Below are 26106 nucleotides of genomic sequence, written 5' to 3'. Positions count from 1 at the left end.
CCAGTACGGACACGACGACGCGGATACAACCGTCGCCGAGCGCGTGGGCTGGCCGTGACGGCAAGACTCCTTCGCGCTTGAGCGGCGGCGGTCGGCGCCGCAGCGTGCCCTACCTGTTGCTCGGAGTTCTGCTTGTTCTGGTGTGTGCGGCCGGAGGTGTGTTCGCTGGGATGCAGTTGGGAGACAGGGAAAGTGTTCTCGCGCTGGCCCGCCCCGTCGCGGTGGGTCAAGTCCTGACTGCGCAGGATCTCAAACAGGTCAGCATGGCGACGGACTCCGGTATGGACGTGATGCCTGCATCTGCAACGTCCACAGTGGTTGGACAACCGGTCGCGTTCAGCCTGCCCGCAGGCGCGCTGGTGACCCGGTCAGTGCTGGGGGCACCGCAGATTCCTAAGCAAGGCAAGGCGGTCGCCGCTGTAGGGCTCAAGCCGGGACAGTTCCCGCCCGATCTGTCGCCTGGGACCACGGTCGCGGTCCTCACCACATCAGGGCAGGGAACGACAGGAACGTCAACGGGATCCGGGCAGACGTCGTCGTGGACCGCGGTGGTGACAGGTATTGCCATGCGCGACACCGAGCAGATCACCGTGGTGTCCCTGCAGCTGTCCGAGTCGGATGCTCGGGCGTTGGCCTCAGCCCCTTCAGGACAACTCAGCCTGGTCGCGATCGCGGGAGGGGGTCGCTGATGCTCATCGCCGTCTGCTCACTCAAAGGGTCGCCCGGTGTGACCACCCTCGCGACCGCGCTCGGTGCCCGGTGGCCGGCGCAGGAGAACCCGATCGTGGTCGAAGTCGACCCCGCTGGCGGCGATCTCATGGCCCGCTTCCGGCTTCCCGATACACCAGGCCTGGTCAGCTTGGCCGCGGCGGCACGAGGCCGCGGCAGCGCCGACCCTGACTTGCTCGCCCAGCACAGCCAGCTCCTGTCTGGTGGCCTGCGGGTGGTGCTCGGTCCGGTCGGTGCCGAGCAAGCTCGCGCGGCCCTGGCAGTACTGGCCTCAGGGCCGTCGTCGCCGCTGCGGCGGGCCGCCGACCATCCGGGAACCACGGTCATCGCTGACTGCGGCAGGGTCGATCCTGACTCGCCTGCGCTCGCGATCATCCGGAGCGCGGACGCGATGCTGCTGATCGCCCGCCCACACGATGACGAACTCGCGCACATCGCGCTCAAGCTGCTGACCGCCCAGCAATGGTCGCGCCGCCCGTGCTTCGTGCTGGTCGGCGACGGATACCCGACAGCAGAGGTCTCCCAGGCCCTGCGCATCCCGGTGATGGGTCGCGTACCTCGCGATACCAAGGGCGCCGCCGTGCTGTGTGGCCTGGGCACCGGCAGGCGCGGGCCAGACAAGTCCGCGCTCGGCCGGGCCGCAGCCAAGATCGCGCTCAACATCTATGCGCACGGGCACGCGCCGGCCACGCCGAACGGCAGTCGCGCACAGCACCTGCGGCTGGCCGTTCCGGGTGAGCCGGTCTCCGGTGTGGCCCTGCAGCCGCTCGGACCGCAGACCCGTAACGGGGCGACACCATGACCCGGCCCGGACTCGGCGACCCTCGCGTGACCACCTCGAACAATGGCACTGGCACGAACCCGGTCGCCGCCGAGCACATGCCTGGACCGGCGGAGCTTCCGCACCGGCACTCGGGAGAGGCCGCTGCGGTGGACCGGCTGCGGCAGCACCTGCGCGACCAGCTGTCCACCCAGCTCAGCCAACGCATCCGTGCCGACGAGACCGCCGGCCGTCCGCCCATGGACGCCCCGCAACGCCGCCGGTTGGCCGAGACCATCCTGACCGACGCCGCCGAGGCGCACGCCCAGGCCGAGCTCCGCAACTCCGCCACAGGCGGGATGCTCGTGGCGCCCGAGGTTGAGCAGCGGCTGATCCGCCAGGTCCTCGATGAGGTCTTCGGCCTGGCTGGCCTGGAACCGCTGCTGGCAGACACCGATATCGAGAACATCAACATCAATGGTGACCGTGTCTTCGTCAAGTTCGCCGACGGCCGCCGCAAGCGGTTGCCGCCGATTGTCGGTTCGGACACCGAGCTGATCGAGCTCATCCGTGACCTCGCCACCCGCAGCGGCGTGGAAGAGCGGCGCTTCGACCGCGGCAGTCCGATCGTGAACTTCCAGCTGCCCGGTGGCGAGCGCGTCTCGGCGGTCATGGCGGTGACCGTGCGGCCGTCCGTGAGCATCCGCCGTCACCGGTTCGCCAAGGTCACGTTGGCCGAGCTGCGGGAGAACGGCACCATCGACCTCGCCCTGGAGAACTTCCTGAAAGCTCTGGTGCGGGCCAAGCGCAACATCCTGGTCACCGGCGGCACGGCGATCGGCAAGACCACGCTGCTGCGGGGTCTGGCCTCGGCCATTCCACAGTGGGAGCGCTTGGTGACGATCGAGGACGTCTTCGAGCTCGGACTCGGCGAGGACGCCGACGCACACCCGGACGTGGTCGCACTGCAGGCCCGCGAGCCGAACATCGAGGGCCAGGGCGAGATCTCGCTGTCGGACCTCGTGTGGCAGTCGCTGCGGATGTCGCCGGACCGGGTCATCGTCGGCGAGGTGCGCGGCCCCGAGGTCATCCCGCTCACCAACGCCATGAGCATGGGCAACGACGGCAGCATGGGCACCCTGCACAGCAGCTCAAGCCAGGGCGCGTTCACCAAGCTCGCCGCCTACGCCGTGCAGGGCCCCGAGCGGCTTCCGATGGAGGCAACCAACCTGCTGGTCGCCGCCGCATTGCATTTCGTGGTGCACCTGGAAAAGCCCCGCGACGATCCCAGCAAGCGCGTGGTGTCCTCCATCCGCGAAGTCGTCGGTGCCGATGGCGCTCAGATCATCAGCAACGAGGTCTGGCGGCCCAGCCCGGACCTGCGCGCGGTACCCGGTGCGCCGCTGCGCACCGACACCGTCGACCTGCTCGTCGAGGCGGGGTACGACCCGGACTTGTTCGAGCGGCGCGAAGGCTGGTGGACGCCATGACCACCACGGCCGCCTTGTTCGGTCTGCTCGGCGCCGGTGTGGCCGTGGGCGTCGTGCTCATCGTGGCAGGGCTGCGTGGCCGCGCTGTTCGCCCTGCGGCGCCGTCGCGAGTGAACGTCTGGCTGGCAGCGCGCCACGACCGCAAGCAGATCGGCCGGCTCGTCGTGGCGGTGCTCGTCGGTCTGGTCGTCGGCACGGTCACAGGCTGGGTGGTCGGTGCCGTCCTGAGCATGGTCGCGGTCACCGGTCTGCCGCGGATCCTCGGCGCGAACGTCGACCACAAGCGCCACCTCGAACGCATCGAGGCGATCGCCGGCTGGACAGAGATGCTCCGCGACACCCTCGTGGCCGCGGCCGGCCTGGAACAGGCCATCCTTGCCACCGCCTCAGCCTGTCCCGAGGCGATCCGCGAGGAGATCACCGAGCTCGCCGTTCGGCTGGAACGCGGCGAACGCCTCGCGCCCTCCCTGCGCCACCTCGCCGACCAGCTACACGATCCAACTGCCGACCTGGTGATCTCCGCGCTGGTGCTGGCCGCCGAGCACCAGGCCCGACAACTGGCCGACCTTCTCGGCGAACTCGCCAACGAAGCCCGCGAACAGGCCTCGATGCGGATGCGCGTCGAGGCAGGCCGCGCTCGCACCCGAACCAGCGTGCGCGTCATCGTGATCACCACGCTGTCCTTCGCCATCGGCCTGGTACTGCTTAACCGTGGCTACCTCGCCCCATACGACTCGGCGTTCGGCCAGTTCATGCTGCTGCTCGTCGGCGTCCTCTTCGCTGCAGCTTTTGCTTGGCTGGCAAGGATTGCGCGGATATGCGAATCCGAAAGGTTCCTTACTGAGCTCGGCGCGATCCGGCCACACGACGCGGACGTGGACGACCTGCTCTCCGGGAAGGGGGCGTCGTCATGATCAGCGCGTTGCTGTGGGGCGCCGGGCTCGGCGTCGGCTTGTGGGCACTGGTGGTCTACGTGTTCCCGCCGCGACCGCCGCTGCGAACACTGGTCGACCGTCTGCACGCCACCTCCGCGCCACCGCCGATCCTCACCGCGGACTCCGACGGCTGGGCCCTGCTCGTCGGCCGACCGTTCATCAAGCCCTTGGCCTCGCTCGGTTTGCCCAACCGCAAGCTACGCAACGACCTCGCGGTCACAGGCAAGAGCATTGAGCACCACCTGGCAGAGAAGGCCACGTTGACGCTGACAGGGCTGCTGCTGCCAAACCTGATGCAACTGCTGCTCGTCGTGGCCGATGTTGATCTCGGATGGGAGATCCCGGCAGTCGCGAGCCTCCTGTTCGCGCTCGGCGGGTTCCTGCTCCCCGACATCAGCGTCCGACAGGAAGCCGAGCGACGCCGCTCCACCTTCCGACACGCATTGTCGGCCTACCTCAACCTGATCCGGGTCCTGCTGGCCGGTGGCGCCGGAGTCGACGGCGCCCTGTCGGACGCGGTCGGCATCGGCAAAGGCTGGGCCTTCCAACAACTTCGCCGCGCACTGGTCACCGCCAAGTTGACTCGCACCACCCCGTGGTCCACCCTCGGTCAGCTCGGTACCGAACTCGATGTGCACCAGCTGTCCGAGCTCGCCGCGTCGGTCAGCCTCGCCGGCACCGAAGGCGCCCGCGTCCGCGCCAGCCTCGCGGCCAAGGCCGCCGCGCTGCGCACCCGCGAACTCACCGACGCCGAAGCCGACGCCCAAGCAGCCACCGAACGGATGAGCCTGCCCGTAGTCATGCTGTTCGGCGGGTTCCTGATCTTTATCGGGTTCCCGGCACTCGCGAGCGTGTTAGGAGGGCTCTAAGAAGTTCCTCAAACATCCATTTAGGACTCCAAATTGCACTGGAGAAGCTGATGTTCACCGAAGTCCAGATCCTCATCGCCCGCCTTCACGCCGAGTTGGATCGACTGCGCCACGACGAGGCAGGGTACTCGACCGAGGCGGTTGTGGTTACCGCACTGCTGGTGACGCTCGCCCTCAGTGTCATCGCGGTCATCGCCGTCAAGGTCGCTCAGAAAGCCAGCGGCATCAACCTGTAGGCCGGTACCATCATGCCTCGACGTCTCAGCCGAATCGGGACAACGAACACGCACAAGCGTCCACACCGGACGCGCGTGAGGGCCGCGCTGCACCGGCTGCGGACCGATCAGCGTGGCACTGGCACGGTCGAACTCGTCATCGCCACGCCGCTGCTGTTGCTGCTGATCCTGCTGATCACTCAGTTCGCGCTGTACATGCACGCCACCCACATCGCCCAGGCCGCCGCGTCCGAAGCACTGTCCGCAGCACGGGTGTCCGGCGGCACTGCCTCCGCAGGCAACACCGAAGGGAAACGCGTCCTCACCCAACTGGGAAGTGGTCCCCTGCAAGAAACTTCGATGAACGTCCAACGAGGACCGACCCAAGCATCCGTGACGGTCACCGGAACCGTGATCAACGTGATCCCATTCGTGACCTTCACGGTCCACGCCGAAGCCGTTGGGCCCGTGGAGAAATTCACTCCACCGAACGGCACCGGGGCAGTGGCACCATGACCGCGATCCATCGGCTTCCCGTGTTCGCACGACAGACGCGTGCCCGCATGCGTGCACTGCGTCGCGACGAAACAGGCTCCGCCGCAGCCGAACTCACTCTACTGACTCCGCTACTGATCCTGCTGTTGCTGTTCGTCGTGTTCTGCGGTCGCCTGGCTGACACCAAGCTGCGGATGAACGACGTCGCTCACCAAGCCGCCCGTGCCGCAACCCTGGCCCGGACCCCATCGCAGGCGACCGCCAACGCCCAGGCCACCGCCAGCGCAGCCCTGGCCTCGGCCGGGATCACCTGCCAGTCCCTGTCGGTCTCCACCGACACCCAGGGCCTCAAACCCGGCTCCACAGTGACAGTCACCATCTCGTGCAACGTCGGCCTTGCAGACATGACCTCGCTCGGCGTGCCCGGCAGCCGGACGCTCGAATCAAGCTTCTCCTCACCGGTCGATGTCTGGCGCGGCACCTCCGTGTCTGTCCCGGCGGGAGGTACGGAATGACGTTCACCGCATCGCTGCGCAGCCGTACACGCCAACTACGCAAGGACGAGGACGGGCGAGTGACCGCGTTCGTCGTCATCATCGCCCTCGCCGCGCTGCTGTTCGCAGGGCTCGTGCTCGATGGCGGGCTCGCCCTGGCGGCCAAGGTCCGCGCGATGGGCGAGGCGCAGGAAGCCGCTCGGGCCGGCGCCCAGGAAATCGACCTGACCGCCTACCGCGCCGACGGCACCCTGCGCCTGGTCCCGCACCAGGCCAGCGCCGCGGCCCACAGCTACCTGGCGGCTGCAGGCCACACCGGCTCCGTGTCGGTCACCGGCAACACGGTCAACGTGACCGTCAGCATCAACCAGCCCACCCAGCTGCTTGGCCTGGCTGGCGTCGGATCGATCCGTGTCACAGGAGCCGGGCAAGCCCAACCGCAGCGCGGAATCTCTGGAGTACTCCCGTGACACCACCGCGCATGCTCAAGGCCTCGCATCAATGGGGAAGGAGACCACAATGGTGACGACTGAAGAGATCGAACGTCGCGTCGAGCAAGCCGATGCTGCTCGCAGCGCAAGGAGGGCCGCTGCGGCAAAGCGCGTCGGCGAACTCGCGCAGGCGCGAGCAGAGGCAGCCGAGAAACTCGCCGACATCGAGCGTGAGCTCGGCGATGTGCTAGCCGAATCCAGTGAGGTGATTGGCGTCGACGAACTCGCCAAGTTCACCGACGTGCGGGCATCCGACCTCAACCAGTTGCTCAACGGCCGCAAGACAACCCGCCCCAAGCGCAAGCGGACTACCGCCCCGCCCGTGGCGAAAAACGATACGAGCCAAGCACCTTCCGCGACGACGCCGCCGGCAGCAGTCCAGACACCAGCGCCACCAGACGTTGCGGTGCCTCGCACCGCTGCGGACCAAGCCGAGCGCATCCCAGAGCCGGTGACATGACATCGCCACCACGACTCAACCACCACTCGCCAGCTCGGGTGGCGGCTGCTGAGTCCTGACTCTGTACGTCCAAGGAATCGAGCACGCCGTGACCGCACAACCGCATTTCTCTCGCCGAAAGCTGACTCGGACGAGCATCGACCATCCTGTCTGGTCAGTGCTGTCCACCATGGTCCGGTTCGTTCGCGGTCTGATCGCGCTCGTCGTCCTGCTCGTGCTCGTGGCCGGCTTGCCCTGGGCCCTGGTGCACTTCGTGGGGTGGCCGCTGCCCGATCACATGCCGACCTGGGATGAGATCCACGCGACCCTGCTCAATCCCATGAGCGCCCAGTTCTTGCTCGACACCTTGGCCGTGCTGTGCTGGATCGTCTGGTTCTTCTTCGCCATGGACGTTGTGCGCTGCACCGTCGACACGGCGCGCGGGATCACTTGGTCGCAGGTCCACCCGCCCGGCCCGTTGCAGGGGCTCGCCGCGGTGCTGATCGGCACCGTCGTGCTGACCTTGCTCGGCAGCCGAACCTCTTACACGGCAACCACTCCCGCTGCCACGCTGGCCGGCGAGCTCGCGCCGGTCGCCATCGTCGCGCCGCTGACCCCAGAACCAGTCACGCAGACGACTGCAACGCTGGCTGCAGACGCCCAACCCGCGAGCACGTTGGTCATCGATCGGACAGCACCCGCCCCGCCGGGCACGATCCAGGTCACCGAGGAAGTCCGGCTCCCGCACGACGGGATCTACGACAGCCTGTGGCGGATCGCCGAACGCATCCACGGTCCCGGCGGTGGCAGCCGCTGGCCCGAGCTGTTCCAGCTCAACCGCGGCGTCGAGCAACCCGACGGCCGCGCGCTCACCAACCCCAACCTCGTGCGGCCTGGCTGGAAGATCACCGCCTACATCGCCGCACCACCCGACGAACGCCCGCCCAGCGAACAGCCGCCCCAGGTTCCACCCCAGCAACCCCCACGTCCGACAAGCACCGTGCCGACGACGCCACCGACGACGCAGCCCGCGCCGAATACAACGTCGCCGGACACGACGGGCAAGGCCGACGATCACAGCAACGACACCAACGACCAAACCGGATCGGGCCTGGACCTGCGGACGGGTGTGTTCGTCAGCCTCGGCCTCGCCGCCGCGATCACTGCGGCCATGGTGTCCGCCCGGATCTGGCAGCGGCGCCGCTATCGCATCGGCAGCGGCGACCGCGCCGACCTGCACCGCCCGATCGCGCCCGTCGTCCGCGCCCTGCGCGCCGCGCACGACCACAACGACAGCAATGAGCAGCCGGGTGACGACGCGGAGCTCGTTGACCTCGCTTCGGCTCCTCCGCGGGTCCACATCACAGCGGCCAATGTTCTTGCGGCCGACGACGAAGCCGTTCCCGTACCGGCAAAGGTCGGCGTGCGGGGTGGGCGCGAGCTCGCCCTCAACCTTGCCAGCACCCGCGGCCTCGGCGTAGCCGGCCCCGGAGCCACCGCCGCCGCTCGTGCACTCCTGCTGCACCTGCTGACCGAACAACAGCCCGGCGGCGGCATCCGCGTGCTCATTCCCACCGACGACCTGCACCTCGCCTTCGACGGCACGGACGTCGAGCACCTGCCGTCGACTGTTCATGTCGTTGCCTCGCTTGACGCCGCACTCGATGAGATGGAGTCGGCCCTGCTCACCCGGACGCGCCACGTCATCGAGGACGGCGAACCTCAGGCCACCCCGGCCTCGCTCGTGCTGCTCGCGAGCGCCGCGCCTCACGCCGAACGTCGCCTACAAGCCGTCCTCGACAACGGCTCCACCCTCGGCCTGGCGGGCGTGCTCCTCGGCCAGTGGCGCCCCGGCGCCACCGTGCTCGTCCGCCATGACGGCACCGTCAGTGCGACCAGCCCCGGCCTCGGCGACACCCTCTCCGGCACACGGCTGTTCAACCTGCCCGCCACCGACACCACCGAATTACTCGCTCTGCTCCGTGACGCCGAAGGCCCCGCCGACGTCATCGCGGCCGAGCACGCCGACCTGAGCGGCGAACAGCAGGTACCTCTCCCGGACAACCGCCAGAACGACATGGTGCCCGAGCAGCGCTCGGTTGAGGAGATGACGCAGCTCGAATCGATCCGTCCGCCCACGCTGGCAGACACCCCGCATGCCGCACGGGCCGCGAGTCCGCAACAGCTGGACGTCCAACCCATCCTCGTGAACGTCCAGTCCAACAACGTCGCACCGACCTCGATCAGGGATGTCGAGCACGCCAGCGACCAGTCGCCGCAGCACATGCAACCGCCGGTGCAGGTCAGCGCTGACCAGTCCACGACGGCACGCCCGCTGCGTGTGTGCGTGCTGGGACGCCTCCTGCTCAACCTGCAGGACGACACCAACGGCCGTGAACTCAACGGCACACTCACGGCGAAGCAGCGGGAACTACTCGTCTACCTCGCTCTTCAGCCCCAGGGCGTTCGCCGCGAGGTCGTCAATGAGGCCGTATGGCCCGACAGCCAACCGCCGCGGCCGTACAACTCGTTCCACAACACCCTGTCGATGCTGCGCCGCGCACTCAGCGACGCCACCGACGGCCTGATCAGCAATGCCGTCCTCAACGACGATGGCCGCTACCTGCTCAACGGCGACCTCGTGAGCGTCGACTACTGGCAGCTTCAGCATGCCCTGCAGGCGCCCCGCCCAGGCGACCTCGACGCCCAGGCACGCCTGTGTGACGCCATTGAGCTCTATCGGGGCGATCTGGCCGAGGACCTGCTCGTGCCCTGGATCGAACCACTCCGCGAGGCCACTCGACGCGATGTCCTGGACGCGCTCGGCGGGCTTATCCGCGCGCAGGGCGAGAGCAACCCGGAAACAATGCTCTCGCTGCTGGAACGCACTCGAAAGCTCGACCGGTACAACGAAGGTGTCTACCGCGACATCATCCGTACCCAGGCCCGCCTCGGCCAGTACGAGGCCATACCGCGCACTCTCGCGCTGCTGACCACTACGCTCGGCGAGATCGACCAATGCCCCAGCGCCGACACGCTCCACCTCGCCGACTTCCTCCAACGCCGAGGCGGTACTCGGCGGACGGTCTCTCCTGACAACGCCGCGGCCAGCTGACCGACCTGGGCCGCAGCCGTGCCTCAGTCTGGCTGCTCGTCGTCCTGCGACTGCTCGTCGTCCGCTTGCGCCTTTTGCAGGCGCTCGATCAGGTCGAGATTCTCTTCCGCCCAGTCGACGAGTGTCTGCGACCGAGCCAGCAGGTCCGCGGCAGCCGGAGTTAGCGAGTACACCACCGACCGCGGAAACGTCCGTTCCTCGAACCGGTCCACTAGGCCCGCGGTCTCCATCCGCCGCAAGGTACGCCCCAACGCCCGGCTTTGGATCCTCCGCTCGGTTCCTGTCCAGGGATCGAACGTGGTCATTTCCTGGATGGCGGCGTACAGCTCGGTGTAATGCAGTGGACCGGCACTCAACGCCACCAAGATGTGCGCGATCCACTCCCCATTCAGCAGGTGGCGGAGATCCCGCGACCGCTGCAGAAACCTAGCTTCCCCCGTTACCATGAACACACTCCCCGCTCATTCTTTTCGCCCCGTCTGCACCCCGCCCCCGCAGCACTAGACGAGCCGGAATCGAAGTCTCATCGCCTCCTTCCAACCAGAGGGCGCATTATCTCGGTCGACATCAACCGTTCGGTTTGGCCAGTGTCAGGGTTGCCGACGCTACGCCAAACGGGGTACCCAGCGCAGCGTATTTCTACTTAGTACGAACCGGTGTCACCACATCGAGTGGCTGACTAGTAGATCAACAACACGTTCGGTGAGCACTTGTAGGTTCTCGCCGCGCGTGACATGTGGATCTTGTTTGGCCTGCGGGTTCAGACCGCGTCTCACAGCGATGACATCATGATCAGTCTCAATCGACGTGTCATTTCCTCCGGTGCTGCCGCACGATGTGTTGGTGAACGAGCAACTCGCGGCGGCACTCACGGGGTTAAGGCGCCGTTTCGGACCCTCGTCGACGACGAGGACTGGGCGCACAAGAACGTGGAGGGCCTAGTGCTCGACGGCCGTGTTCGGTGAGTCCAGCGATCAGGTTCGGCGGTGTGTTGCGGTGTACGAGCTGTTGACCGAGTTCGCGTTCGAGTCGTCGGATGTCGCGGGCGAGGTTCTTGGGGTCAATGCGGAGCGCGGCCCGCAGTGGCGCGCATGGTCGGGTAGCCGCGGAGGTGGAACGTGGCCAGGCGTTTCCATGGGCGGGAGCCGGGTCAGGACCGGGCGCAGCTCGGGGCTCCGTGCTCCAGTTGCCGAGCCCGGCAGCAGGTGTGCGACGCCTGGTGGATCGGCTCCTGCGGCCCGGACTGATTGCGGCAGCAGCTCGACGGCTTGTAGCTCACCGCCGTGAGATCCGCCCGGACAGGTCCTTGCGGCAGCGGTGGAGAATGCGCTGATGATGGTGAACCTGGCTCCCGGGGCCAACCGCAACGCCGTGCGGCAAATCCTCCAAGAGACCTCCGCCGCGGCCCTGAACCTTGCCAGCCCCGGACACGTCTCCACCGGTGAGTGGGTCACGCGCTACGTCGAGTTCGTGACCACCACTGGGAACGTTCTGCGCAACCAGATCACGCCGGCCGACATCCACCGTCTGCTGTGGACGAACCGATACCAGGTCCTCGTCACCAAGACCGGTCTTCTCGCCACCGACGAGCAGCACCCCGGTATCAACGGACTGCTCAGCGCCGAACTGCAGGATCTGCGCGACGCGTTCGACGTCGCGCACAAGGAGCTCAACGACAAGATCATGAGCTGGCGAGCGACGTACGCGTACGTCGCCCTCGACAGCAGCGCCTACATCAACGGGCCGAAGCTGGAGGAGTTCCAGTTCGCCAAGATCCTCGACCGCATCCCGGACAAGCAGTTCCGGCTGCTCGTTCCGATGGCGGTCGTCGACGAGCTCGACAACCTCAAGCAGCACAGCAAGCAGCATCACCGGTGGCGTGCCAGCTATACCACCGCGGTGCTGGCGCGCGTACTGAGCGGCGACCCCACCTGGCCCGGACAGCTGCACGACGACGACCCGAGGGTCACCGTGGAACTGCTGCTCGACCCGCCCGGCCACACCCGGCTCCCCATTACCGACGACGAGATCGTCGACCGCCTCGTCCACGCGCAGGCCCTCGCCGGCGAACCCATCACCCTGATCACCTACGACACCGGCCAGGACCTCCGAGCCCGCGCGGCCGGCCTGAAGTCACACCGGCTCCGCAACGCCGTCGAAGACGAGGACGAGCCCGAGCAGCAGGACAGGCGCAAGGCTCGGGCCTGACAGAGGCCGCCTGCAGCTCCTGCAACGGGTCGTGGCAGCGGACGGGGTGAGGACGGAGGACGCGGGCCGCGCTTACCGCCAGGCTGACCCCGCCGACAACGCGCGGGTATCAGCTGCACGAGCGACTTCGTGAACTCGCCGCTGACCTGCATCCGGCGTTGGCACAGAGGATCCACCCGAGCATCCATCCGATCCCGCCGCTGTTCCGAGGCATTGTCACGAGCGCGAGAGACGTGTGGGACATCGTCGGCACTACTCGCAATCGTCTCGCGCACGGCAGCACGAACCTTCCGAGCGCGGAACAGCTTCTCGCGCTCGCCCGGCTCGCCCACACGCTCGTGGTCGCCCAGACCGTGCAGCATCTCGGCCAACCCGGTTTGCTCGCCGACGCCATCGCCGACGACTCCTGGCCCGTGTTCTAACCCCTGTGAGGCCTGGTCGCGCCCAGCGTAGTCAGTGCCAACCGGCGGTGTCATCGGCGCAGCTGGCGGCGGACTCCAGCGGCGCCTGAGGTGCATGCAGGGTGGGTCGCGAGCTCAGGACGCGAGCAAGTCAAGTCCGACTCCGATGATGAAGAGGACAAACGCGAGCCAGCGGAGCGGGTGGCCAGGTTCGTTTCGGTCCAGAGCCCACGCGAGTCCGTCGGCGAGCGGGATCAGGAGTCCACGGGTGATCGCGATCCACAGCAACATCGGGATTCCGCCCACGATGAGGAAGGGCCAGTACCTCGCGAAAGAAAAATCTCGCTCCTCCGTCCGGGCATGCTTCAGCGCCCTCAAGAACAGAAAACCCAGCAGCAGAACACACACCAGCACCCCCAAAGAGGCGATGGCCCAAAGCTGGATGACGACTCGGGGTAGCTTGATCACGCTGCCAACAACCGGCACCACGAGCAAGGCCGCGATGTAGCACGACCCTCCTAGCAGGGCCGGTAGTTCCAGCTTGTCGGCGAGCTTCCGCCACGACTGGTCGCGCAGCCTGGTGCCGAATTTGCGAAGGCGTCCCGGCTTGATCAGGTCGAGGACGCCCGTGAGCCCGGCCGCGAACTGGAGCAGCTTGCCCGTTCGCCCCCACGCCAGCATCGACCAGCCCCACAACTGGGCGTCGTCAACCTTCTCGCCGGAAGCCCAACGGCTCCACAAGCGCAGAGGTTCACCCACGACGGTCCCGACATGCCCGCCGACAATCACGAAGACGATCGCCGCCGCGCACGCACCGAACAACATCCACCCGAGAACTCTCTTGGGCACCTGGGGTTCGCCTCCTGCGTCGGTGCCCGTGTGCGGCACGTTCGAGCCTGAGACGTGTGCGACGCACACCTCGTTGCGACGACGATGGCGTTCCTGCTCGCGTGGCATGATTCAGGGGTCGGTGAAACACCGTTTGACAGAACAAGGTCGCCTTGAGTCGCCGGCCAGCAACTCCCCGAGTAGGGACGCTGTCCTGCGTCGAAGAATGATCAATCCCAGTTTTCGTGGCACTAGCGCCATTCGGTGCCAAGATCTTTGGGAAAGTGTCATCGAATTTGGGACCCTACAGCACTGTAGGGTCTCACGGCCGATGACATGTCGATCTTGCGTGACCTGCGGTTTCTCGACTTGTCTCACCGCGATGTCACCAAGATCAGTCTCAAACCCGTGGCATTTCCACGGCATCGTCAGCCTGACCGCACTGCACCGCGTGCGCCTGACCTGCGGAGTCTCACACCGATGGCACGAGTGCCATCCAGGTGCCAAGATCATTGAGAATGTGCCATCGGATTTGAGACCCTACAAGCACTTCGCAGTGTCCTGGTGACATGCCAGGCGACGGTCCCGTCCAGCTGCCCGTTAGAGCGGTAACCCCTCAACTCGCGAAAGCGCCTGGCCACCCGGCCCACAGGGGCTACCGATGTGACGCCCGACTCGGTGGCCGGCAGGCATATGAACAGTCGATTTGGGTGGGTGGTCACCCGCCGCACCTTGGCACTCCGTGGTCACCTTGGATGCGACGGTCGCCACGTCCTCGTCCCCCACCCCTCCGGCGGTCGAGCTTTCGTTCTCCACCCGCACCTCTGCCTGCACTATGGCCGCGCCATCCGCTTGGCGCACATGACCACCCGGACACGGATTCGCCAATCACGTTCACCAAACCGTCAATGGGTCACATTTTCTCTGGAAATCTCTCAGTGAAATCAGATGGCCCGAGATTCGACACCGAATAGCATTGCTATTCCCAATCTAGGCAACTCCGCCACCCTGAAGTCCGGAGTCGGCGCGCTAGCGAGCTGCCACGCCCGGCCGCCGGCCGCAAACCGTTGAGCTGCCCGTCGCGCCAATGCCCTGTCTCCGGCACTCGGTCCAGAGGGGTCACACAAGGCGCAACCCCTCTCGCGCGCCCGTTGAGCCCGCACTGACCCAAGATCAAGTCACGGCGAGGTCACGACGGGGGCACCCCTCTTGCGAAGTGTCCTACTTAGGTGTCTAATAGACATGTCAGCAGGACAGCTACCGGGGAGGCGACGAGGACCAGGGCACGGCGCCCCTGCGAGTCGATCACCACGGTGACTTCCCAACGGCAACAACCTTAAGTCCCGTATAGCGCGGGCAGCGGCTTGGGCCGTGCGGTCAGCAGCGAATCCGTGCAGAGCGGAATGGTGAACGACGCGTAGCCAAACGCTCATTTCCAAGAGGGAATGTGTAGTAACTGCGCTTGCAGCACCATTTGCATAGCTCTTGCTATAGAGCGGAGTAGCGCGCATAAATGGCATGCCTGCCACAGGTGTGTCCCCAAGATAAGCCAATGGTGGTCTAGCACCGACAAACGTCGCAATGTGTAGGCGTTCGGGGTTGTTTTAGGCGGTTGCCGACATTGGGTTTCTCTGGCTTGAGAGCATCGCTCTCGCCTGCCCATAGCACGCCAAACCCTTACGGGCATGGTTCCTTGCGTTGCGCGCTAGACATAACGGCTGATCCAAACAGTGTTCTAAGAGATTCAGGGAATGTGCCATCGAAACGCGCAACCCTCACCCGTGAGAAGTGCCGTATTGCCCGGATACAGGATGTGTCCCCTTTGCGGAGATCTCGCAACGGTGAGGGTTGCGCGTTTCGGTGCCAGTTCACAACTGGCCTGAGTCGCTGCCAGTCAACGAACTTTCCCACACGAAATGGAGTACCGCCATGACTATGACTCTGATCGATTGGTCCGCCCGGATTAGCGCCATGGCGGACGCTCTGTCAGTTCCGGATGGCGGATTTTCTGTCAACCCGAAAGACGGCTCTGACGTCGGCGCGGGCTACGCAGTTGCCGTACACCCGGAACACGAACGCGTTTTCGACGGTCCCGTGACCAGTAACCATCTTCACGAATACATCGCGCACGCGAAAGATGCTCTTTCGCTGCCCGGTCGCGTTCTCGGCGGATGGCGCGACCCTGCGACCGGTCGCGTCTACCTGGACGTCTCCGTTGTGACCGCGGACCTGTCCGAAGCCATGACGCTTGCGCGGGAAACCGCTCAGCTCGCCATTTTCGACTTTCTCGCCATGGAATCCATTCCGGTCGCGGTCGCGGCGTGAACCAAGGAGTGAGACCGATGAGTGCAGTCATCGTCATGATCAGTAACGGGCAAGCGCGGCGTATCGCGTCGGTGTGGCACGGCGGTATGTCGTCCGCGCTGTATTCCCTCGCGTCATCGGGCGCGATTGACCTTGACCGTGTGCGGAGCGAGATCTCCCGTGAACTGTGGCAATTGGACGTCGGGGAAGTGCGACGCGAATTGCTCGCCCTGGACAAGTACGTGAGAAGGGCCGGCGCGCGTCCCGTGCAATCGGGATGGTCCCGCTTGTGGGACGACTCTCCGGTCACCGTGAATCACACGTAAGGACTGAATCGTCATGCCTGCCCCCAGTGATCACCTATGGTTCCGGACGCACCCCGTGAGCCACGAAAACATTGTGTGGCACTGGGAACGGGCCACGCCCGACGAAATCGCGCAAGGAATGCGCTGGTATGCCGACGCGCACCACGTAGCAACCGCCATCGCGAACGGTGACGCTCATCTCGGCGCCGGAATGCTCGCGATCTACTCACCCCAGCAAGGATGGATCGGCAATGTTCATAATGCCGCTCGCGTCTTGCGCGAGGGTAAGGGAATCGGTGGGCCCGGTTCCGGAATGTTCGCCACGACCGGGCAGAAACGCGCGGCTGACCGGTTGCTCGCCGGTGAGCGGTATGACGACATCCTCAATGGTCCCAAGATCCGCGACTTTGCCCACCTGATCGAGTTCGGCGGAGATCAAGACCCGGACGACCCGCGCGTGGTGATCGATCGGCACGCGCTGTCGGTGGCGCACGGTCGCGCGCTCACCTCCGAGGAGTACGACTCCGCACCGGTCAACGGCTTCCGTCGCAAGGACGGCTCGATTTCCCGTCGGCAGTACGAACACGTGGTCAGCCTGTACCGCCGTGCCGCGGAAATGATCTCTGACGTTTCTGGTGACCAGGTTTCGGCACATCAGGTACAGGCCGTGACGTGGCTTGTCCGCCAACGGCTGAACCAGCAAGCCGAAAACCAGCGCGGCCCCAACCGCCTTGACAAGGGCCGCAACCGGGCACGCGCAAATTCGGAACAAGCCTGGCAAGCCTTCCGAACCAACCACTTTCCCGAACTGGCGACGTGCCCCGGCACCGGCTACCAGACGGCCGCCTAATGGCTTGCCTCACAGTGAAAGGCGCAATCATGGAAACCGTTGTTAAACACACGTGCGGCGGACCCGTCTTCGGACGCAAGACGCCCGGCTGCCCACGCTGCGAACAGCTTCTCGCCGGTGCCCCGCCCGTCGAATGGGCAGGAATGCGCAGCAGGAAAGGGGACGCGCAATACGAACAGCATGACCAACTCGCGCGCCGCGCGCATTTCGCACCCAGTGGACCCCACTCCAGCGCCAAATGCGGGCCTGTCTGCACCTTCGGCGACTGGTGACCAGTCGGATCCGCCGATTGTCGCCAACCGGTCAGCTAACTACACACACGCACACAAAATGAGGGCCTGAGAAATGAGCGCAACGCAGACCAGTCACGTCCACATGACGGTAGTTCACCCCGGTGACCTCGTCTTTATTGACTGCTTCCTGGGTCTCATACCGGCGAAACTGACCGGCTACACAACGTGGGGGTACATCAAGGTGCGGGTCACAGCGCAGCGTCGCGGCTATCGGCGTGGCGAACACACCACCGTCACACCGTCGCATTGCATCCCGCGTGCGCACGTCCGCGTGCGCTCCGGACACGAACGCATCTTCGGCGCGTGGATGTTCGACGGACTATCGGACGAATTTCAACCCCGCTGGGCTTGGGACTAACCCGCCACGTCAATTCCGGTCAACTAGCAGGGAGTGGACATGTCAACCATGAAACGGGCAGTCAGCGTCATCGAGCTTCATTTTCAGTACGCGCAAGACGGCTGGATCATGAGTGACGATACATACGGCGAACGGGACGCCGATAGCGCGGTCGCGTTCACCCGTGACGGGTGCGCGTTCGTCGCGTGCGAACGCGCACCGCGCGGACGCTGGCGCATCGATTCCACCGACGGGTCACCAGGTCCGGTGCCATTGTCCGCCTACCGCTACCGATTTTCGAACCTGGCGGACGCTGCGACCTATGTCGCCAAGAAACACGGCGCCACTGTCCACCGCGTCGATTCCTGGATCTAGCAAGAACAGTCCGTCTCGCCCGACATCTCACCCGATAGTCAGCAGCGTGTCTCGGCGCCCGTTCATGACGGGCGCCGCGCAGTCCTAACCCGCGCGCAACGGTTGCAACGGTTCGGCTTTCCGTTGCGGATTGTTCGACTCATCCGCGCGCACGTCATCACCACCGTTTCCCTGATAGGCAAAGGAGTTCAACCATGTTTGTGTACGGCGTGACCCTCACCGATATTCACCGCGTCGTACGCGACGTGTCCAGCGCGCTCTACGACGGAAACATCACCGTGCGCACGGGCGAGGATCGCAGCAACCGCGCCGGCCCCCGCGCCACGTTCACCCTCCGCGCCACCGACACGACGGGGTGCGGTGCCAAGGGCAGCGCATCCGCGTTCGGCAAGGGCACCGGTCCGAATGGCAGGCGCCGCACCATTTCCGCGTGCTGGCACGCCCACTACGACGTGCTCGCCGAGTTGTTCGCCCGGTTCCCAGCCACCCGCGTGGTTACCGCGATCGCCACCTACACCGCACCCACGTTCCGGGACCGCGCGCTGGCCACCGCGTGCCGGAATGTCGGGAACCAGCTGTACCCGGTGACCGCGCCGGAGTGCTGCGAGTGCGACCACGCGGACCACCTCGACGACTTCGACCGCACCGGCTACGTCGACGACTCCGACTGGATGCCCTCCGGCGACGCGATGCGCCCGAACACGAACGTCGACTACTTCCTTGATCACCTCGACCACGTGCTCGCCGAACAGTGACCCCTTTTCCACCGCCCCCGCAACTTCGCGCAATTCGACCGACGAAAGCGAGCGCCACGATGACCACCGACCACTCGACCACCCTGGACGCTCTGCGCGCGGAACTCGATCGGGAACGCGCACGGGCCGATTCGCTGGAGACGGTGAACCGTATGCAGGCCGCGAGCCTCACCAGCCTGGCCCGGCTCGCGGAGAAACTCCGGTGCCAGGTTGCCGACCTACACGACGACACGCTGAGCTCGAACCCCATGCGGGTCCAGGGCCTGCGCAATGTCACCGGCCGCATGGACGGCTTGGCGGAGACCTTGAGCCGCGCGGCACGCGGCTACTCCGGCGCCCGCACCACGGACATGATCTACCCGGCCGTGGACGACGACCTTCGCGCACACGGGTGGACACCCCGACCGGACCGGGGCCTGGACGGCGTGTTGCCGCCGATCCCAGTCACCGAACTGGGCGACCGGCGCGGCTATGTGCGCGGCTGGCACCGGGGCCCGCAGTGGATCACGTTGTGGTTCACCGGACCGTGCGCACTGGCCTACGCGGACAGCAGCGATCACGGCCAGCTCACCGACGTCGACGCCACACGCGCCGTGATCACCTCCCGCCGGCCGTTGTCCGCGGACGCGCTGGCCAAGTGGGTCGCGGCCCGGCAGAAGGCGCACACCGTGCCGTTCGACGCCCCGTACGTCCGGGTGTTCGAGCACCTGCGGGCTTCCTGGGGTGGCCCGCTCGATGGTTGCCTGTGCGACGAAAGTGGCGCCCCCGCGCCGGACGGGTCTGGCAAGCGGTCCGTGTGGGCCTGCCCGCGCGACCCCGATTGCCGGCTCTATGTCTGGGGCATCGGCAACGAACCGGCCCACGTCCGCTACTGGGCCGGGCCCGTAGTCGACATGGCCCACCTGGTCCAGATCACCGGCCACTGCCGCTGACAGGTAACCCCGCCAACGCAAGGACACGCTGATCCCGTCCCGAAGGAAGCGCCTTCCCATGTCCGACACCACGAACACCCACACCACCGCCGTCGTGACGCTGTGGGTCAACGGACGAGACTCCCGCGACGGCATGGCGACCCTGACTCAGATCGTGGACGCGACCGGTGGCCACACCGTCCACATCGTCACGATCGACGAGCGCTACGGCATTCGCCAGCCCGCCAGCATCATCGGTGGCCTCGTCCGAATTCGCGGCCGATGGTCGCCCACCGCCTACCGCGACCGTGCGCACCTCCTCGACGGTGAGGGACTTGTGTACTTCCTGCCGATCGCCACAAGCCGTGCCCGCGCGGTCCGCGCGTTGCTGCGCTGGTGGTTCGTGGTCGCCCGTCGTGTTCGTGATTGCGCCGATCCGCGCCATCTCGACCCGTGCCAGGAGACGGCTGCATCTCGCCGATGGCTGCTGGCCTAACCACCTCGCCCGTCCTATCTCGACCACCGCGACGGTCGACCTCGTCTTGATTCCGCCCGGCATGTCCACCGGCCCCACCGGCGAGGCGACCTCTCGGGCTTTGCCGCGCACATCTCCGGCTGGAAAGGACCGACACCGCCATGACCACCTCCTCATCCGCCGCCATCGCGGACGTCCTCGACTGCGGCCACACCGCCACGCCGGACCCCACCGGCATCGGGACCGGCCGCGCGCTCAACCCGACCACCAGCGCCACAAGCTGCTACTCGTGTTCGAACGACCGTGAACGCGAGGCCATGACCCGCGCGAACACGTTCGTCGCCTACGTGTCCTCGGCCGGTGACGCGCTGACCACCTGGCCCGGCGGGCACCTGGCCACGATCGACCCCGCCGACGCCCGCCAGGTCGGCAGGCGCGCCTACACACCGTCCGGCGGGATGTGGACCCGCTACGTCTGGCACGCCACCGACGTTGACGGAGGCCGCTGGACCGGCGTCAACGGCGGCCCTGGCCTCGTTGTCCGCGTGCACCGGCTGCGTGTGTGCACCTGGCAAACCGAATTCGGCAACGGCCGCGCCCCGCGCTACTGCCACCGTCGCGCTACCCACGCCGGCCAAGGCGGCGCCTTCGACCTCTACTGCCGCACCCACGCCCGCCAGGTCTTCGACCTCTACGGCTGGACCACCACCGCCCTGCCACCTCGCACGCTCGCCCGGACCCGCACGTGACACCGCGCCACCACAAAGGAAAGGAGCCCCTCGCGTTCGTGAAGTTCTACGACCGCCTCGACCAATCACGGGCGCGTCTGGACGACGTGAGCTCACCATGCCGGCGAACCGCGCCAAAGCGCTCGACATGGCACGGGAACGCCACCTACCGCACCAGTCACTGACCCACGCGACCAACCGCATGGGCTGCTGGGCCTACGTCTCCCAACTCACCGCCGATGTCCCAGATCGACAGGGTCACCCTGTCCTGCGCCAAACCCGGACCCGAGAACGTGGTCGAGCTGCCGGTCCGCCAGCTCGACCACTACACCACCCCCGGCATGCCGCTGACCGCGCTGCTGGCCGACAGCCTCACCAAGGTCCTCGACCTGTAGGCCGACGCCCAACGCAACGGCCGAACCGCAATCGACACCCGCGACCTCGACCGCTCCATCACCAGCGAATTCGCCCCAGCCATCCGCGCCTGGCGCACCGGCGACGCGTTCCCACGCCCCCCGCCTGGCCGACACGGCCTGGCCCGAACCCATTCCGAGGTGAACCACCATGCCCATCGACGCCCCCGCCACCGCAACCCCGTCCGAGATCGACGAAGAGCTCGCCCGGCTCGGCATCAACCACGCCAAGGCCCAGGACGCCCTCAACAAGCTCACCGCCCGCGTCCGGCGCTTGGTAAACGACGGCATGGCCCAGTACACGACCGAGTTGCAGCCACGGATCGAACAGGCCCGCCAGACCATCGCCGAGTGCGAAGCCGCAGCGCGTCCCCTCGATGCGGAGTTCGAACGCCGAGGCGGCTGGACCCGCGCCTGGCTGGTCCTCAACACCGGTGGCCATGTGCACCGCACCATGGCGTGCCGTACCTGCTTCCCGTCCACCCGGTTCGCCTGGCTCACCCAGCTCTCAGGGCACGACGAGACCGAGATCGTCGAGCAGGCCGGCAAGGCCGCGTGCACCGAGTGCTACCCCAGCGCGCCGGTCGACGTCCGTAACCGGCCCAGCCGGATCAAGACCCCCGAACAACTCGCGCGGGAAGCGGAGAAGGCCGAGCGCGCGAAGACCAAGGCCGCGAAAGCGATTACCGCACCGGACGGAACGCCCTTGCGCACCAAGGGGTATGGGCAGATCGACACCGAGTTTACGGCCCGCCGCTCCTACGCGGACGCCGTGGCCTACGCCCGGCACCTGGCCAGGGCAAGCATCGCCCGCCACCGAGACACCATCGCCGAGTACCAGGAGGACGCCCGGCTCATCCTGGCCGCACTGGCCGCGAAGCACGGCCGCACCGAGGACGACCTGCGCGACGAACTCGCGCTCAAGGTCGAAGCCAGGTGGAAGCGCGAGTACAAGTAGCGCCGCCAACCGTCGCCTGTGTCTGGCCGGCACGCGCTCCCTTCCCACGCACCTGTTCGCCTCCCACGAAAGGGCTCAACCGATGATTCTGTTCGAAACACTGGAAGACCTGGTCTACCACTACCTCGAAGATCCCGTCCGGCCCGGCTCGGCCGTCGGCAAGGTCAATGCGCAAGACCTGGTCAGCCACGTCGTGCAACACCTCGCCGAACGCGGGGTCGACGTGGGATTTCAGGACGGTTCGCGCCTTACCCTGCTGGGCGGCACGCCCCAGCGATCGGAGCCCGAGCGGCACCGGCTTCCCTTGGTACTACAGGAAGACGACGACGGACACGTTCGCATCTACTGCGACGGACGCGACTGCGTCTGGTCCTGGCCGCTCTACCAACACGCAAGCGCCCAGACCAACGGCGACACGATCACCAACGCCGTCGATCACGCCATTCGGTGCCACCGCCACTCCTGACCACTCCGTCGACCAGATACACGCATCGGCGCGATGCCCTCCCCAGCGTTGGAAGCCCACCAGGGGAGGGCATCGCGCTGTCTGCGCACCCACTCACGCACGACCCAACGACACCAAAGTCCACTCAGGACTCCAATCGCATCACGTTGATGAAAGGGGTGACTCATGCACGCGTCAACCACGGAAGTGCCGAACCTCGCAGCCTATGACGTCATCCTCGTCAACAGCAGCGGCGGCAAAGACTCGCAAGCGATGCTCGACGAAGTCTGCACCCTCGCCGAGGCCACGGGAGTGCTCGATCGCATCACCGTCCTGCACTGCGCGCTCGGCCACGTCGAGTGGCCCGGCACCAGCGAACTCGCCCGCAAGCAGGCCGAGCACTACGGGGTGCGCTACGAACAACGCCACCGCGAGCAAGGACAGCTCCTCGACCAGGTTCGCCGCCGCGGGCGCTGGCCTTCGGCCGCGGCTCGCTACTGCACTTCGGATCAGAAGCGAGGCCCTGCAAGGAAACTCATCACGCAACTGGTCGCCGAGCTCGGCGATCTCGGCCGTCCGGCCCGCGTGCTGAACTGCATGGGCCTACGCGCCGAGGAATCGCGGGCACGGCTGAAGAAGGCAAGCCTGAGCCGTGACGAGGCCGCCAGCAGCGGACGGCGCACCGTTGACACCTGGCTTCCGATCCACGACTGGACCGAAACCCAGGTATGGCAACGCATCCGTACGTCCGGTGTGCCGTACCACCCGGCCTACGACCAGGGCATGACCCGCCTGTCGTGCTCCCTCTGCGTGCTCGCCAGTCGTGCGGATCTCGTGCGCGCCGCGCAACTACGCCCGGAGCTGGCCGCCGAGTACGCCGATCTGGAAGCCGAGATCGGACACCGGTTCCGCAACGACATGTCCATGGCCGAGATCATCGCCGCCGCCGAGCACCACCCAACCTCGGAACACACCGAGGAGACCGCCACGATCGAGCTCGGCCAGGGCGAACTGTGGTGGCCGAGGTCCGAGCGCCAGACCGACCGTTACGGCACCGTCTTCCTGCTCACCGGCCCGGACGCCGAGGACTACGTCTCGTTCGAGAACGCACCCGTCGGACAACCTGGACGACTCGTTGCCGTGGTTGTCGAGACCCGTCGCTCCGGCCACTGTGGCGATATCGCGCGGTCCCTCGCACCCGTCACGCCGATGGTTGGCGAGGAGATCACACTCGGCGCCGGCAGGTTGTTCACCGACACCGATGCCGACCTCGGCGTGCCCACTGCCGTCGGTCTCGCGCCGGACGACCACCGGAACACCGACTGGCTCGACCCACGCGCCTTGTACTGCTGCCACAGCCAAACCGTGCGGCTCGAACTCCGCATCGGCAGCCAGGCCAACGGGTGCGCACGCGACTCCACGTCACGCGCAGCCTGACAGCTCGGCAGTCGAATCAGACGCGGGCAAGTCGCGTGGCCGTCATTCATCCACCTTCAGCGTCGCGCACGTGCCTTCGCGTGCGTGCGCGACGCGACAACCCAATGGAGAAAGGATCATGAACGACATCGTCGTGCCCCCAATTCCGTTGTCGCTACAGCATCTCCCGACTGCGGGTGGACTGGTCGTGCCCTGGATCACGCCTCGCACGGCCGACGGGCGGTACCTCTTCGGCTCGGTCGATCGCGATCGGATGGGCCACGCCTTGGTCAACCGGTGGTGCGGCGTGTGCGGACGGCCGTTGGAGCACCGCGCCTTGCTGATGATGCGGTTGTCCGACCTGCCACGGCAGTGCACGAGCGAGCCAGCACTACATCCCTGGTGCGCCGCGTACACCAGCGAGTCCTGCCCGATGATCGGCGGACAACTGGATCACTACCGCTCGTCCCTGCCACGACTGAACACGAACATGCTGTCGGCGCCCGACGCGTCGGCTCGCCGAGGCGCTGCTGCCGAACCGTGGTTCGCCGTGTGGCTCGCCGGCTATCGGGTCATCACCGACCACGGCAACCTCGCCGCCTCCTACGCAGGCACGCGGCCCCTGCGTATCCGGCCCATCACCTGGCGCCTGCCGAACATCTTCTAACCACTGCAGGCGATCCACGCGGATCGACTGTCCGCACGGAAATCACGACGGAGGACAACATGCAAGGGAGGACACGAACAACCGCCGAACCCCTCGATCGGATGCCCTACATCTGGTCGTACGGGATGGGTGCGGAATCAACAGCCGGCATCCTCCGCATGCTCACCAACACGGCCGCCCGACCCGACACGATCGCGCTGGACTTCTCCAACCTGATCGTCGTCATCGCGCAGACCGGAGACGAGTGGAGCACCACCGGAAGACTGGTCCAGCACCACATTCTTCCCTTGCTCCGCAAACACAACGTTCGCCTGGTCGAAGTCGCCCGCAACGGCCCGACCAAGCAGGACGGCGTCGCCGTCCTCCAGGACACCCGGCAACCGTACCGGCTGCACCTCGACGGGGTGTACAAGCTCTCCCGCGAGAACCGCGTCACCGGCACCATGCCGCAGCTCGGCGGAGTCCGCAAATGCAGCCAGAAAGCCAAGGGAACGCCACAGGATGCCTGGCGGGCCAACGAGTTCGGCGACAGACCCTACATCCACGCGCTCGGGTTCAACGTCCACGAGCACACCAGGATCACGCGGGACTCCGCTTATTCCATGGGCGGACAACGCATCCCGACGTACCCGATCTACGAATGGGGATGGAGCCGACAGGACTGCCTCGACTACCTGTACCGCAAACTCGGCGTGGCGTGGCCGAAAAGTTGCTGCCGACACTGTCCCTACGCTGGCAACAAGTCGGGCTGGCCCGAGCAACTCGCACGGTTCGCCGCGCTCCCAACCGAAGCGGCACAGCACATCATCGACGAGTACGTCTGTCTGGCGCTCAACCCTCGATCGGGCCTGTTCGGGCCCGGCAAGTCACTGATCACCCGACTGCGCCGTGACCAGGTGACCGAGCCCATCACCCTCGCCGTAACCCGCATGAAGACGATGCCGTGGGCCATCTACCGCGTACGCCGGGTCTACTACGCACCGGCCAACGCGGCCCGATCCGTGGACAGCGTCCTGCTCGGCGGGCACCGCACCGTCCACAACGCACTGGCCGAAGTCAGCCGGCTCGTCGACATCCCGCTGACGAAGAACGAGGAGATCGCCGGAGCACCGGCCCGCGATGGCGATCGAGATACCCACCGCCGGCTATGGCTCCGCAAGCGCTGCGACGGGAACTATCCGACCCAGGAGGAGTTCTACACCGTCGCTCCCGCCCAGGCGCAGGACAAGAAGATCGACAGCTTCGCCGACGCCTGGGCCGACAACACCGACGAGGCACTGGCCCGGCTGGAGCGCCGCGTCGACACGGCCATTGGCACCGTGCAGCAAGCCCTCATCGAAAGCCAGGGCCGCAGCAGCGCGGCCTGAACCAGCCACCGCTCTTTCCGTCTCTTGAAGGGATACCG

Annotated in this window: 30 protein-coding genes; 27 read left to right on the top strand and 3 right to left on the bottom strand. The window is 66.4% G+C overall.

Features of this window, described 5'->3' with window-relative positions:
* Positions 1–170: 170 nt before the first annotated feature.
* The 11 genes from QSK35_RS15085 (at position 171) to QSK35_RS15035 (ending at position 10032) form a co-directional block, all read left to right on the top strand.
* Entirely contained in the window at positions 171–689 is a 519-nt protein-coding gene (locus QSK35_RS15085; protein ID WP_285746411.1) for an SAF domain-containing protein, read from the top strand.
* Positions 689–1531, top strand: a complete 843-nt coding sequence (locus QSK35_RS15080) for a CpaE/TadZ family protein (RefSeq protein ID WP_285746409.1) — start codon at positions 689–691, stop codon at positions 1529–1531. The genes QSK35_RS15085 and QSK35_RS15080 overlap by 1 nt, the downstream gene beginning before the upstream one ends.
* Positions 1528–2979 carry a TadA family conjugal transfer-associated ATPase gene (locus QSK35_RS15075; RefSeq protein WP_285746408.1) on the top strand — a complete coding sequence of 484 codons (1452 nt, stop codon included), beginning with the start codon at positions 1528–1530 and terminating at the stop codon, positions 2977–2979. The genes QSK35_RS15080 and QSK35_RS15075 overlap by 4 nt, the downstream gene beginning before the upstream one ends.
* Positions 2976–3893: a type II secretion system F family protein gene (locus tag QSK35_RS15070; protein ID WP_285746406.1), complete on the top strand. Its 918-nt coding sequence runs from the start codon at positions 2976–2978 to the stop codon at positions 3891–3893. Before QSK35_RS15075 ends, QSK35_RS15070 begins: the two co-directional genes overlap by 4 nt.
* Positions 3890–4783 (top strand): type II secretion system F family protein, encoded by an 894-nt coding sequence (locus QSK35_RS15065; RefSeq protein ID WP_285746404.1) that lies wholly within the window; start codon positions 3890–3892, stop codon positions 4781–4783. Before QSK35_RS15070 ends, QSK35_RS15065 begins: the two co-directional genes overlap by 4 nt.
* A 50-nt stretch (positions 4784–4833) precedes the next feature.
* Entirely contained in the window at positions 4834–5019 is a 186-nt protein-coding gene (locus QSK35_RS15060; protein ID WP_285746402.1) for a hypothetical protein, read from the top strand.
* 75 nt (positions 5020–5094) lie between these two features.
* Positions 5095–5514: a TadE/TadG family type IV pilus assembly protein gene (locus QSK35_RS15055; protein WP_285746400.1), complete on the top strand. Its 420-nt coding sequence runs from the start codon at positions 5095–5097 to the stop codon at positions 5512–5514.
* Positions 5511–6008, top strand: coding sequence for a TadE/TadG family type IV pilus assembly protein (locus QSK35_RS15050; protein WP_285746398.1), 498 nt, complete (start codon positions 5511–5513; stop codon positions 6006–6008). The genes QSK35_RS15055 and QSK35_RS15050 overlap by 4 nt, the downstream gene beginning before the upstream one ends.
* Positions 6005–6457: a pilus assembly protein TadG-related protein gene (locus QSK35_RS15045; protein ID WP_285746396.1), complete on the top strand. Its 453-nt coding sequence runs from the start codon at positions 6005–6007 to the stop codon at positions 6455–6457. Before QSK35_RS15050 ends, QSK35_RS15045 begins: the two co-directional genes overlap by 4 nt.
* Before the next feature lie 49 nt (positions 6458–6506).
* Positions 6507–6938, top strand: coding sequence for an SPX domain-containing protein (locus QSK35_RS15040; protein ID WP_285746394.1), 432 nt, complete (start codon positions 6507–6509; stop codon positions 6936–6938).
* A 169-nt stretch (positions 6939–7107) separates the two neighbouring features.
* On the top strand, positions 7108–10032 hold the full coding sequence (locus QSK35_RS15035) for an AfsR/SARP family transcriptional regulator (protein ID WP_285746392.1): 2925 nt from the start codon (positions 7108–7110) through the stop codon (positions 10030–10032).
* 23 nt (positions 10033–10055) lie between these two features.
* On the opposite strand, the gene QSK35_RS15030 is transcribed toward QSK35_RS15035, so the two are convergent.
* Positions 10056–10337 (bottom strand): winged helix-turn-helix transcriptional regulator, encoded by a 282-nt coding sequence (locus tag QSK35_RS15030; RefSeq protein ID WP_285746952.1) that lies wholly within the window; start codon positions 10335–10337, stop codon positions 10056–10058.
* A 571-nt stretch (positions 10338–10908) separates the two neighbouring features.
* Positions 10909–11097: a helix-turn-helix domain-containing protein gene (locus tag QSK35_RS42730; protein WP_352243984.1), complete on the bottom strand. Its 189-nt coding sequence runs from the start codon at positions 11095–11097 to the stop codon at positions 10909–10911.
* Positions 11098–11364: 267 nt separating this feature from the next.
* Between QSK35_RS42730 and QSK35_RS15025 the strand changes: the two genes are divergently transcribed.
* The gene (locus tag QSK35_RS15025; RefSeq protein ID WP_285746390.1) at positions 11365–12240 is read left to right on the top strand and encodes a PIN domain-containing protein; all 876 of its coding nucleotides are present in this window, start codon (positions 11365–11367) and stop codon (positions 12238–12240) included.
* A 233-nt stretch (positions 12241–12473) separates the two neighbouring features.
* Positions 12474–12662 carry a hypothetical protein gene (locus QSK35_RS15020; protein WP_285746388.1) on the top strand — a complete coding sequence of 63 codons (189 nt, stop codon included), beginning with the start codon at positions 12474–12476 and terminating at the stop codon, positions 12660–12662.
* A gap of 114 nt (positions 12663–12776) precedes the next feature.
* Here the strand turns inward: QSK35_RS15020 and QSK35_RS15015 are convergent, their stop codons facing one another.
* Complete coding sequence (locus tag QSK35_RS15015; protein ID WP_285746386.1) at positions 12777–13598, bottom strand: hypothetical protein; 822 nt, start codon at positions 13596–13598, stop codon at positions 12777–12779.
* Between the two features lie 1806 nt (positions 13599–15404).
* On the opposite strand from QSK35_RS15015, the gene QSK35_RS15010 reads away from it, so the two are divergent.
* From QSK35_RS15010 to QSK35_RS14945, 14 genes are all read left to right on the top strand, one after another.
* The gene (locus QSK35_RS15010) at positions 15405–15794 is read left to right on the top strand and encodes a hypothetical protein (RefSeq protein ID WP_285746384.1); all 390 of its coding nucleotides are present in this window, start codon (positions 15405–15407) and stop codon (positions 15792–15794) included.
* Between the two features lie 17 nt (positions 15795–15811).
* Positions 15812–16099 carry a hypothetical protein gene (locus tag QSK35_RS15005; protein WP_285746382.1) on the top strand — a complete coding sequence of 96 codons (288 nt, stop codon included), beginning with the start codon at positions 15812–15814 and terminating at the stop codon, positions 16097–16099.
* Between the two features lie 55 nt (positions 16100–16154).
* Positions 16155–16928: a DUF7178 family protein gene (locus QSK35_RS15000; RefSeq protein ID WP_285746380.1), complete on the top strand. Its 774-nt coding sequence runs from the start codon at positions 16155–16157 to the stop codon at positions 16926–16928.
* A gap of 690 nt (positions 16929–17618) precedes the next feature.
* A complete protein-coding gene (locus QSK35_RS14995; protein ID WP_285746378.1) occupies positions 17619–17933 on the top strand; it encodes a hypothetical protein in 315 nt (104 codons plus the stop codon).
* Between the two features lie 194 nt (positions 17934–18127).
* Entirely contained in the window at positions 18128–18688 is a 561-nt protein-coding gene (locus tag QSK35_RS14990) for a hypothetical protein (protein ID WP_285746376.1), read from the top strand.
* A 59-nt stretch (positions 18689–18747) separates the two neighbouring features.
* Entirely contained in the window at positions 18748–19620 is an 873-nt protein-coding gene (locus QSK35_RS14985) for a hypothetical protein (protein WP_285746375.1), read from the top strand.
* A 58-nt stretch (positions 19621–19678) separates the two neighbouring features.
* Positions 19679–20095 carry a hypothetical protein gene (locus QSK35_RS14980; protein ID WP_285746374.1) on the top strand — a complete coding sequence of 139 codons (417 nt, stop codon included), beginning with the start codon at positions 19679–19681 and terminating at the stop codon, positions 20093–20095.
* A 140-nt stretch (positions 20096–20235) separates the two neighbouring features.
* Complete coding sequence (locus QSK35_RS14975) at positions 20236–20823, top strand: hypothetical protein (protein ID WP_285746372.1); 588 nt, start codon at positions 20236–20238, stop codon at positions 20821–20823.
* A 218-nt stretch (positions 20824–21041) separates the two neighbouring features.
* The gene (locus QSK35_RS14970) at positions 21042–21197 is read left to right on the top strand and encodes a hypothetical protein (protein WP_285746371.1); all 156 of its coding nucleotides are present in this window, start codon (positions 21042–21044) and stop codon (positions 21195–21197) included.
* Positions 21198–21366: 169 nt separating this feature from the next.
* On the top strand, positions 21367–22173 hold the full coding sequence (locus tag QSK35_RS14965) for a hypothetical protein (RefSeq protein WP_285746369.1): 807 nt from the start codon (positions 21367–21369) through the stop codon (positions 22171–22173).
* A gap of 82 nt (positions 22174–22255) precedes the next feature.
* A complete protein-coding gene (locus QSK35_RS14960; RefSeq protein ID WP_285746367.1) occupies positions 22256–22639 on the top strand; it encodes a hypothetical protein in 384 nt (127 codons plus the stop codon).
* A gap of 165 nt (positions 22640–22804) precedes the next feature.
* On the top strand, positions 22805–24055 hold the full coding sequence (locus QSK35_RS14955; protein ID WP_285746365.1) for a phosphoadenosine phosphosulfate reductase domain-containing protein: 1251 nt from the start codon (positions 22805–22807) through the stop codon (positions 24053–24055).
* Between the two features lie 118 nt (positions 24056–24173).
* Complete coding sequence (locus QSK35_RS14950) at positions 24174–24701, top strand: hypothetical protein (RefSeq protein WP_285746363.1); 528 nt, start codon at positions 24174–24176, stop codon at positions 24699–24701.
* Positions 24702–24802: 101 nt separating this feature from the next.
* Positions 24803–26068, top strand: coding sequence for a hypothetical protein (locus QSK35_RS14945; RefSeq protein WP_285746361.1), 1266 nt, complete (start codon positions 24803–24805; stop codon positions 26066–26068).
* Positions 26069–26106 lie beyond the last annotated feature (38 nt).

Source organism: Lentzea sp. NBRC 105346 (genome assembly GCF_030269605.1).
Classification (GTDB): Bacteria; Actinomycetota; Actinomycetes; order Mycobacteriales; family Pseudonocardiaceae; genus Lentzea.
This window is presented reverse-complemented; position numbering and strand designations above follow the sequence as displayed.

Coding starts and splice junctions, on each gene's coding strand:
- QSK35_RS15085 (WP_285746411.1), top strand. CDS start 171: ATGCAGTTGGGAGACAGGGAAAGTGTTCTCGCGCTGGCCCGCCCCGTC.
- QSK35_RS15080 (WP_285746409.1), top strand. CDS start 689: ATGCTCATCGCCGTCTGCTCACTCAAAGGGTCGCCCGGTGTGACCACC.
- QSK35_RS15075 (WP_285746408.1), top strand. CDS start 1,528: ATGACCCGGCCCGGACTCGGCGACCCTCGCGTGACCACCTCGAACAAT.
- QSK35_RS15070 (WP_285746406.1), top strand. CDS start 2,976: ATGACCACCACGGCCGCCTTGTTCGGTCTGCTCGGCGCCGGTGTGGCC.
- QSK35_RS15065 (WP_285746404.1), top strand. CDS start 3,890: ATGATCAGCGCGTTGCTGTGGGGCGCCGGGCTCGGCGTCGGCTTGTGG.
- QSK35_RS15060 (WP_285746402.1), top strand. CDS start 4,834: ATGTTCACCGAAGTCCAGATCCTCATCGCCCGCCTTCACGCCGAGTTG.
- QSK35_RS15050 (WP_285746398.1), top strand. CDS start 5,511: ATGACCGCGATCCATCGGCTTCCCGTGTTCGCACGACAGACGCGTGCC.
- QSK35_RS15045 (WP_285746396.1), top strand. CDS start 6,005: ATGACGTTCACCGCATCGCTGCGCAGCCGTACACGCCAACTACGCAAG.
- QSK35_RS15040 (WP_285746394.1), top strand. CDS start 6,507: ATGGTGACGACTGAAGAGATCGAACGTCGCGTCGAGCAAGCCGATGCT.
- QSK35_RS15035 (WP_285746392.1), top strand. CDS start 7,108: ATGGTCCGGTTCGTTCGCGGTCTGATCGCGCTCGTCGTCCTGCTCGTG.
- QSK35_RS15030 (WP_285746952.1), bottom strand. CDS start 10,337: ATGACCACGTTCGATCCCTGGACAGGAACCGAGCGGAGGATCCAAAGC.
- QSK35_RS15025 (WP_285746390.1), top strand. CDS start 11,365: ATGATGGTGAACCTGGCTCCCGGGGCCAACCGCAACGCCGTGCGGCAA.
- QSK35_RS15015 (WP_285746386.1), bottom strand. CDS start 13,598: ATGCCACGCGAGCAGGAACGCCATCGTCGTCGCAACGAGGTGTGCGTC.
- QSK35_RS15010 (WP_285746384.1), top strand. CDS start 15,405: ATGACTCTGATCGATTGGTCCGCCCGGATTAGCGCCATGGCGGACGCT.
- QSK35_RS15005 (WP_285746382.1), top strand. CDS start 15,812: ATGAGTGCAGTCATCGTCATGATCAGTAACGGGCAAGCGCGGCGTATC.
- QSK35_RS14995 (WP_285746378.1), top strand. CDS start 17,619: ATGTCAACCATGAAACGGGCAGTCAGCGTCATCGAGCTTCATTTTCAG.
- QSK35_RS14990 (WP_285746376.1), top strand. CDS start 18,128: ATGTTTGTGTACGGCGTGACCCTCACCGATATTCACCGCGTCGTACGC.
- QSK35_RS14985 (WP_285746375.1), top strand. CDS start 18,748: ATGACCACCGACCACTCGACCACCCTGGACGCTCTGCGCGCGGAACTC.
- QSK35_RS14980 (WP_285746374.1), top strand. CDS start 19,679: ATGTCCGACACCACGAACACCCACACCACCGCCGTCGTGACGCTGTGG.
- QSK35_RS14975 (WP_285746372.1), top strand. CDS start 20,236: ATGACCACCTCCTCATCCGCCGCCATCGCGGACGTCCTCGACTGCGGC.
- QSK35_RS14970 (WP_285746371.1), top strand. CDS start 21,042: ATGTCCCAGATCGACAGGGTCACCCTGTCCTGCGCCAAACCCGGACCC.
- QSK35_RS14965 (WP_285746369.1), top strand. CDS start 21,367: ATGCCCATCGACGCCCCCGCCACCGCAACCCCGTCCGAGATCGACGAA.
- QSK35_RS14960 (WP_285746367.1), top strand. CDS start 22,256: ATGATTCTGTTCGAAACACTGGAAGACCTGGTCTACCACTACCTCGAA.
- QSK35_RS14955 (WP_285746365.1), top strand. CDS start 22,805: ATGCACGCGTCAACCACGGAAGTGCCGAACCTCGCAGCCTATGACGTC.
- QSK35_RS14950 (WP_285746363.1), top strand. CDS start 24,174: ATGAACGACATCGTCGTGCCCCCAATTCCGTTGTCGCTACAGCATCTC.
- QSK35_RS14945 (WP_285746361.1), top strand. CDS start 24,803: ATGCCCTACATCTGGTCGTACGGGATGGGTGCGGAATCAACAGCCGGC.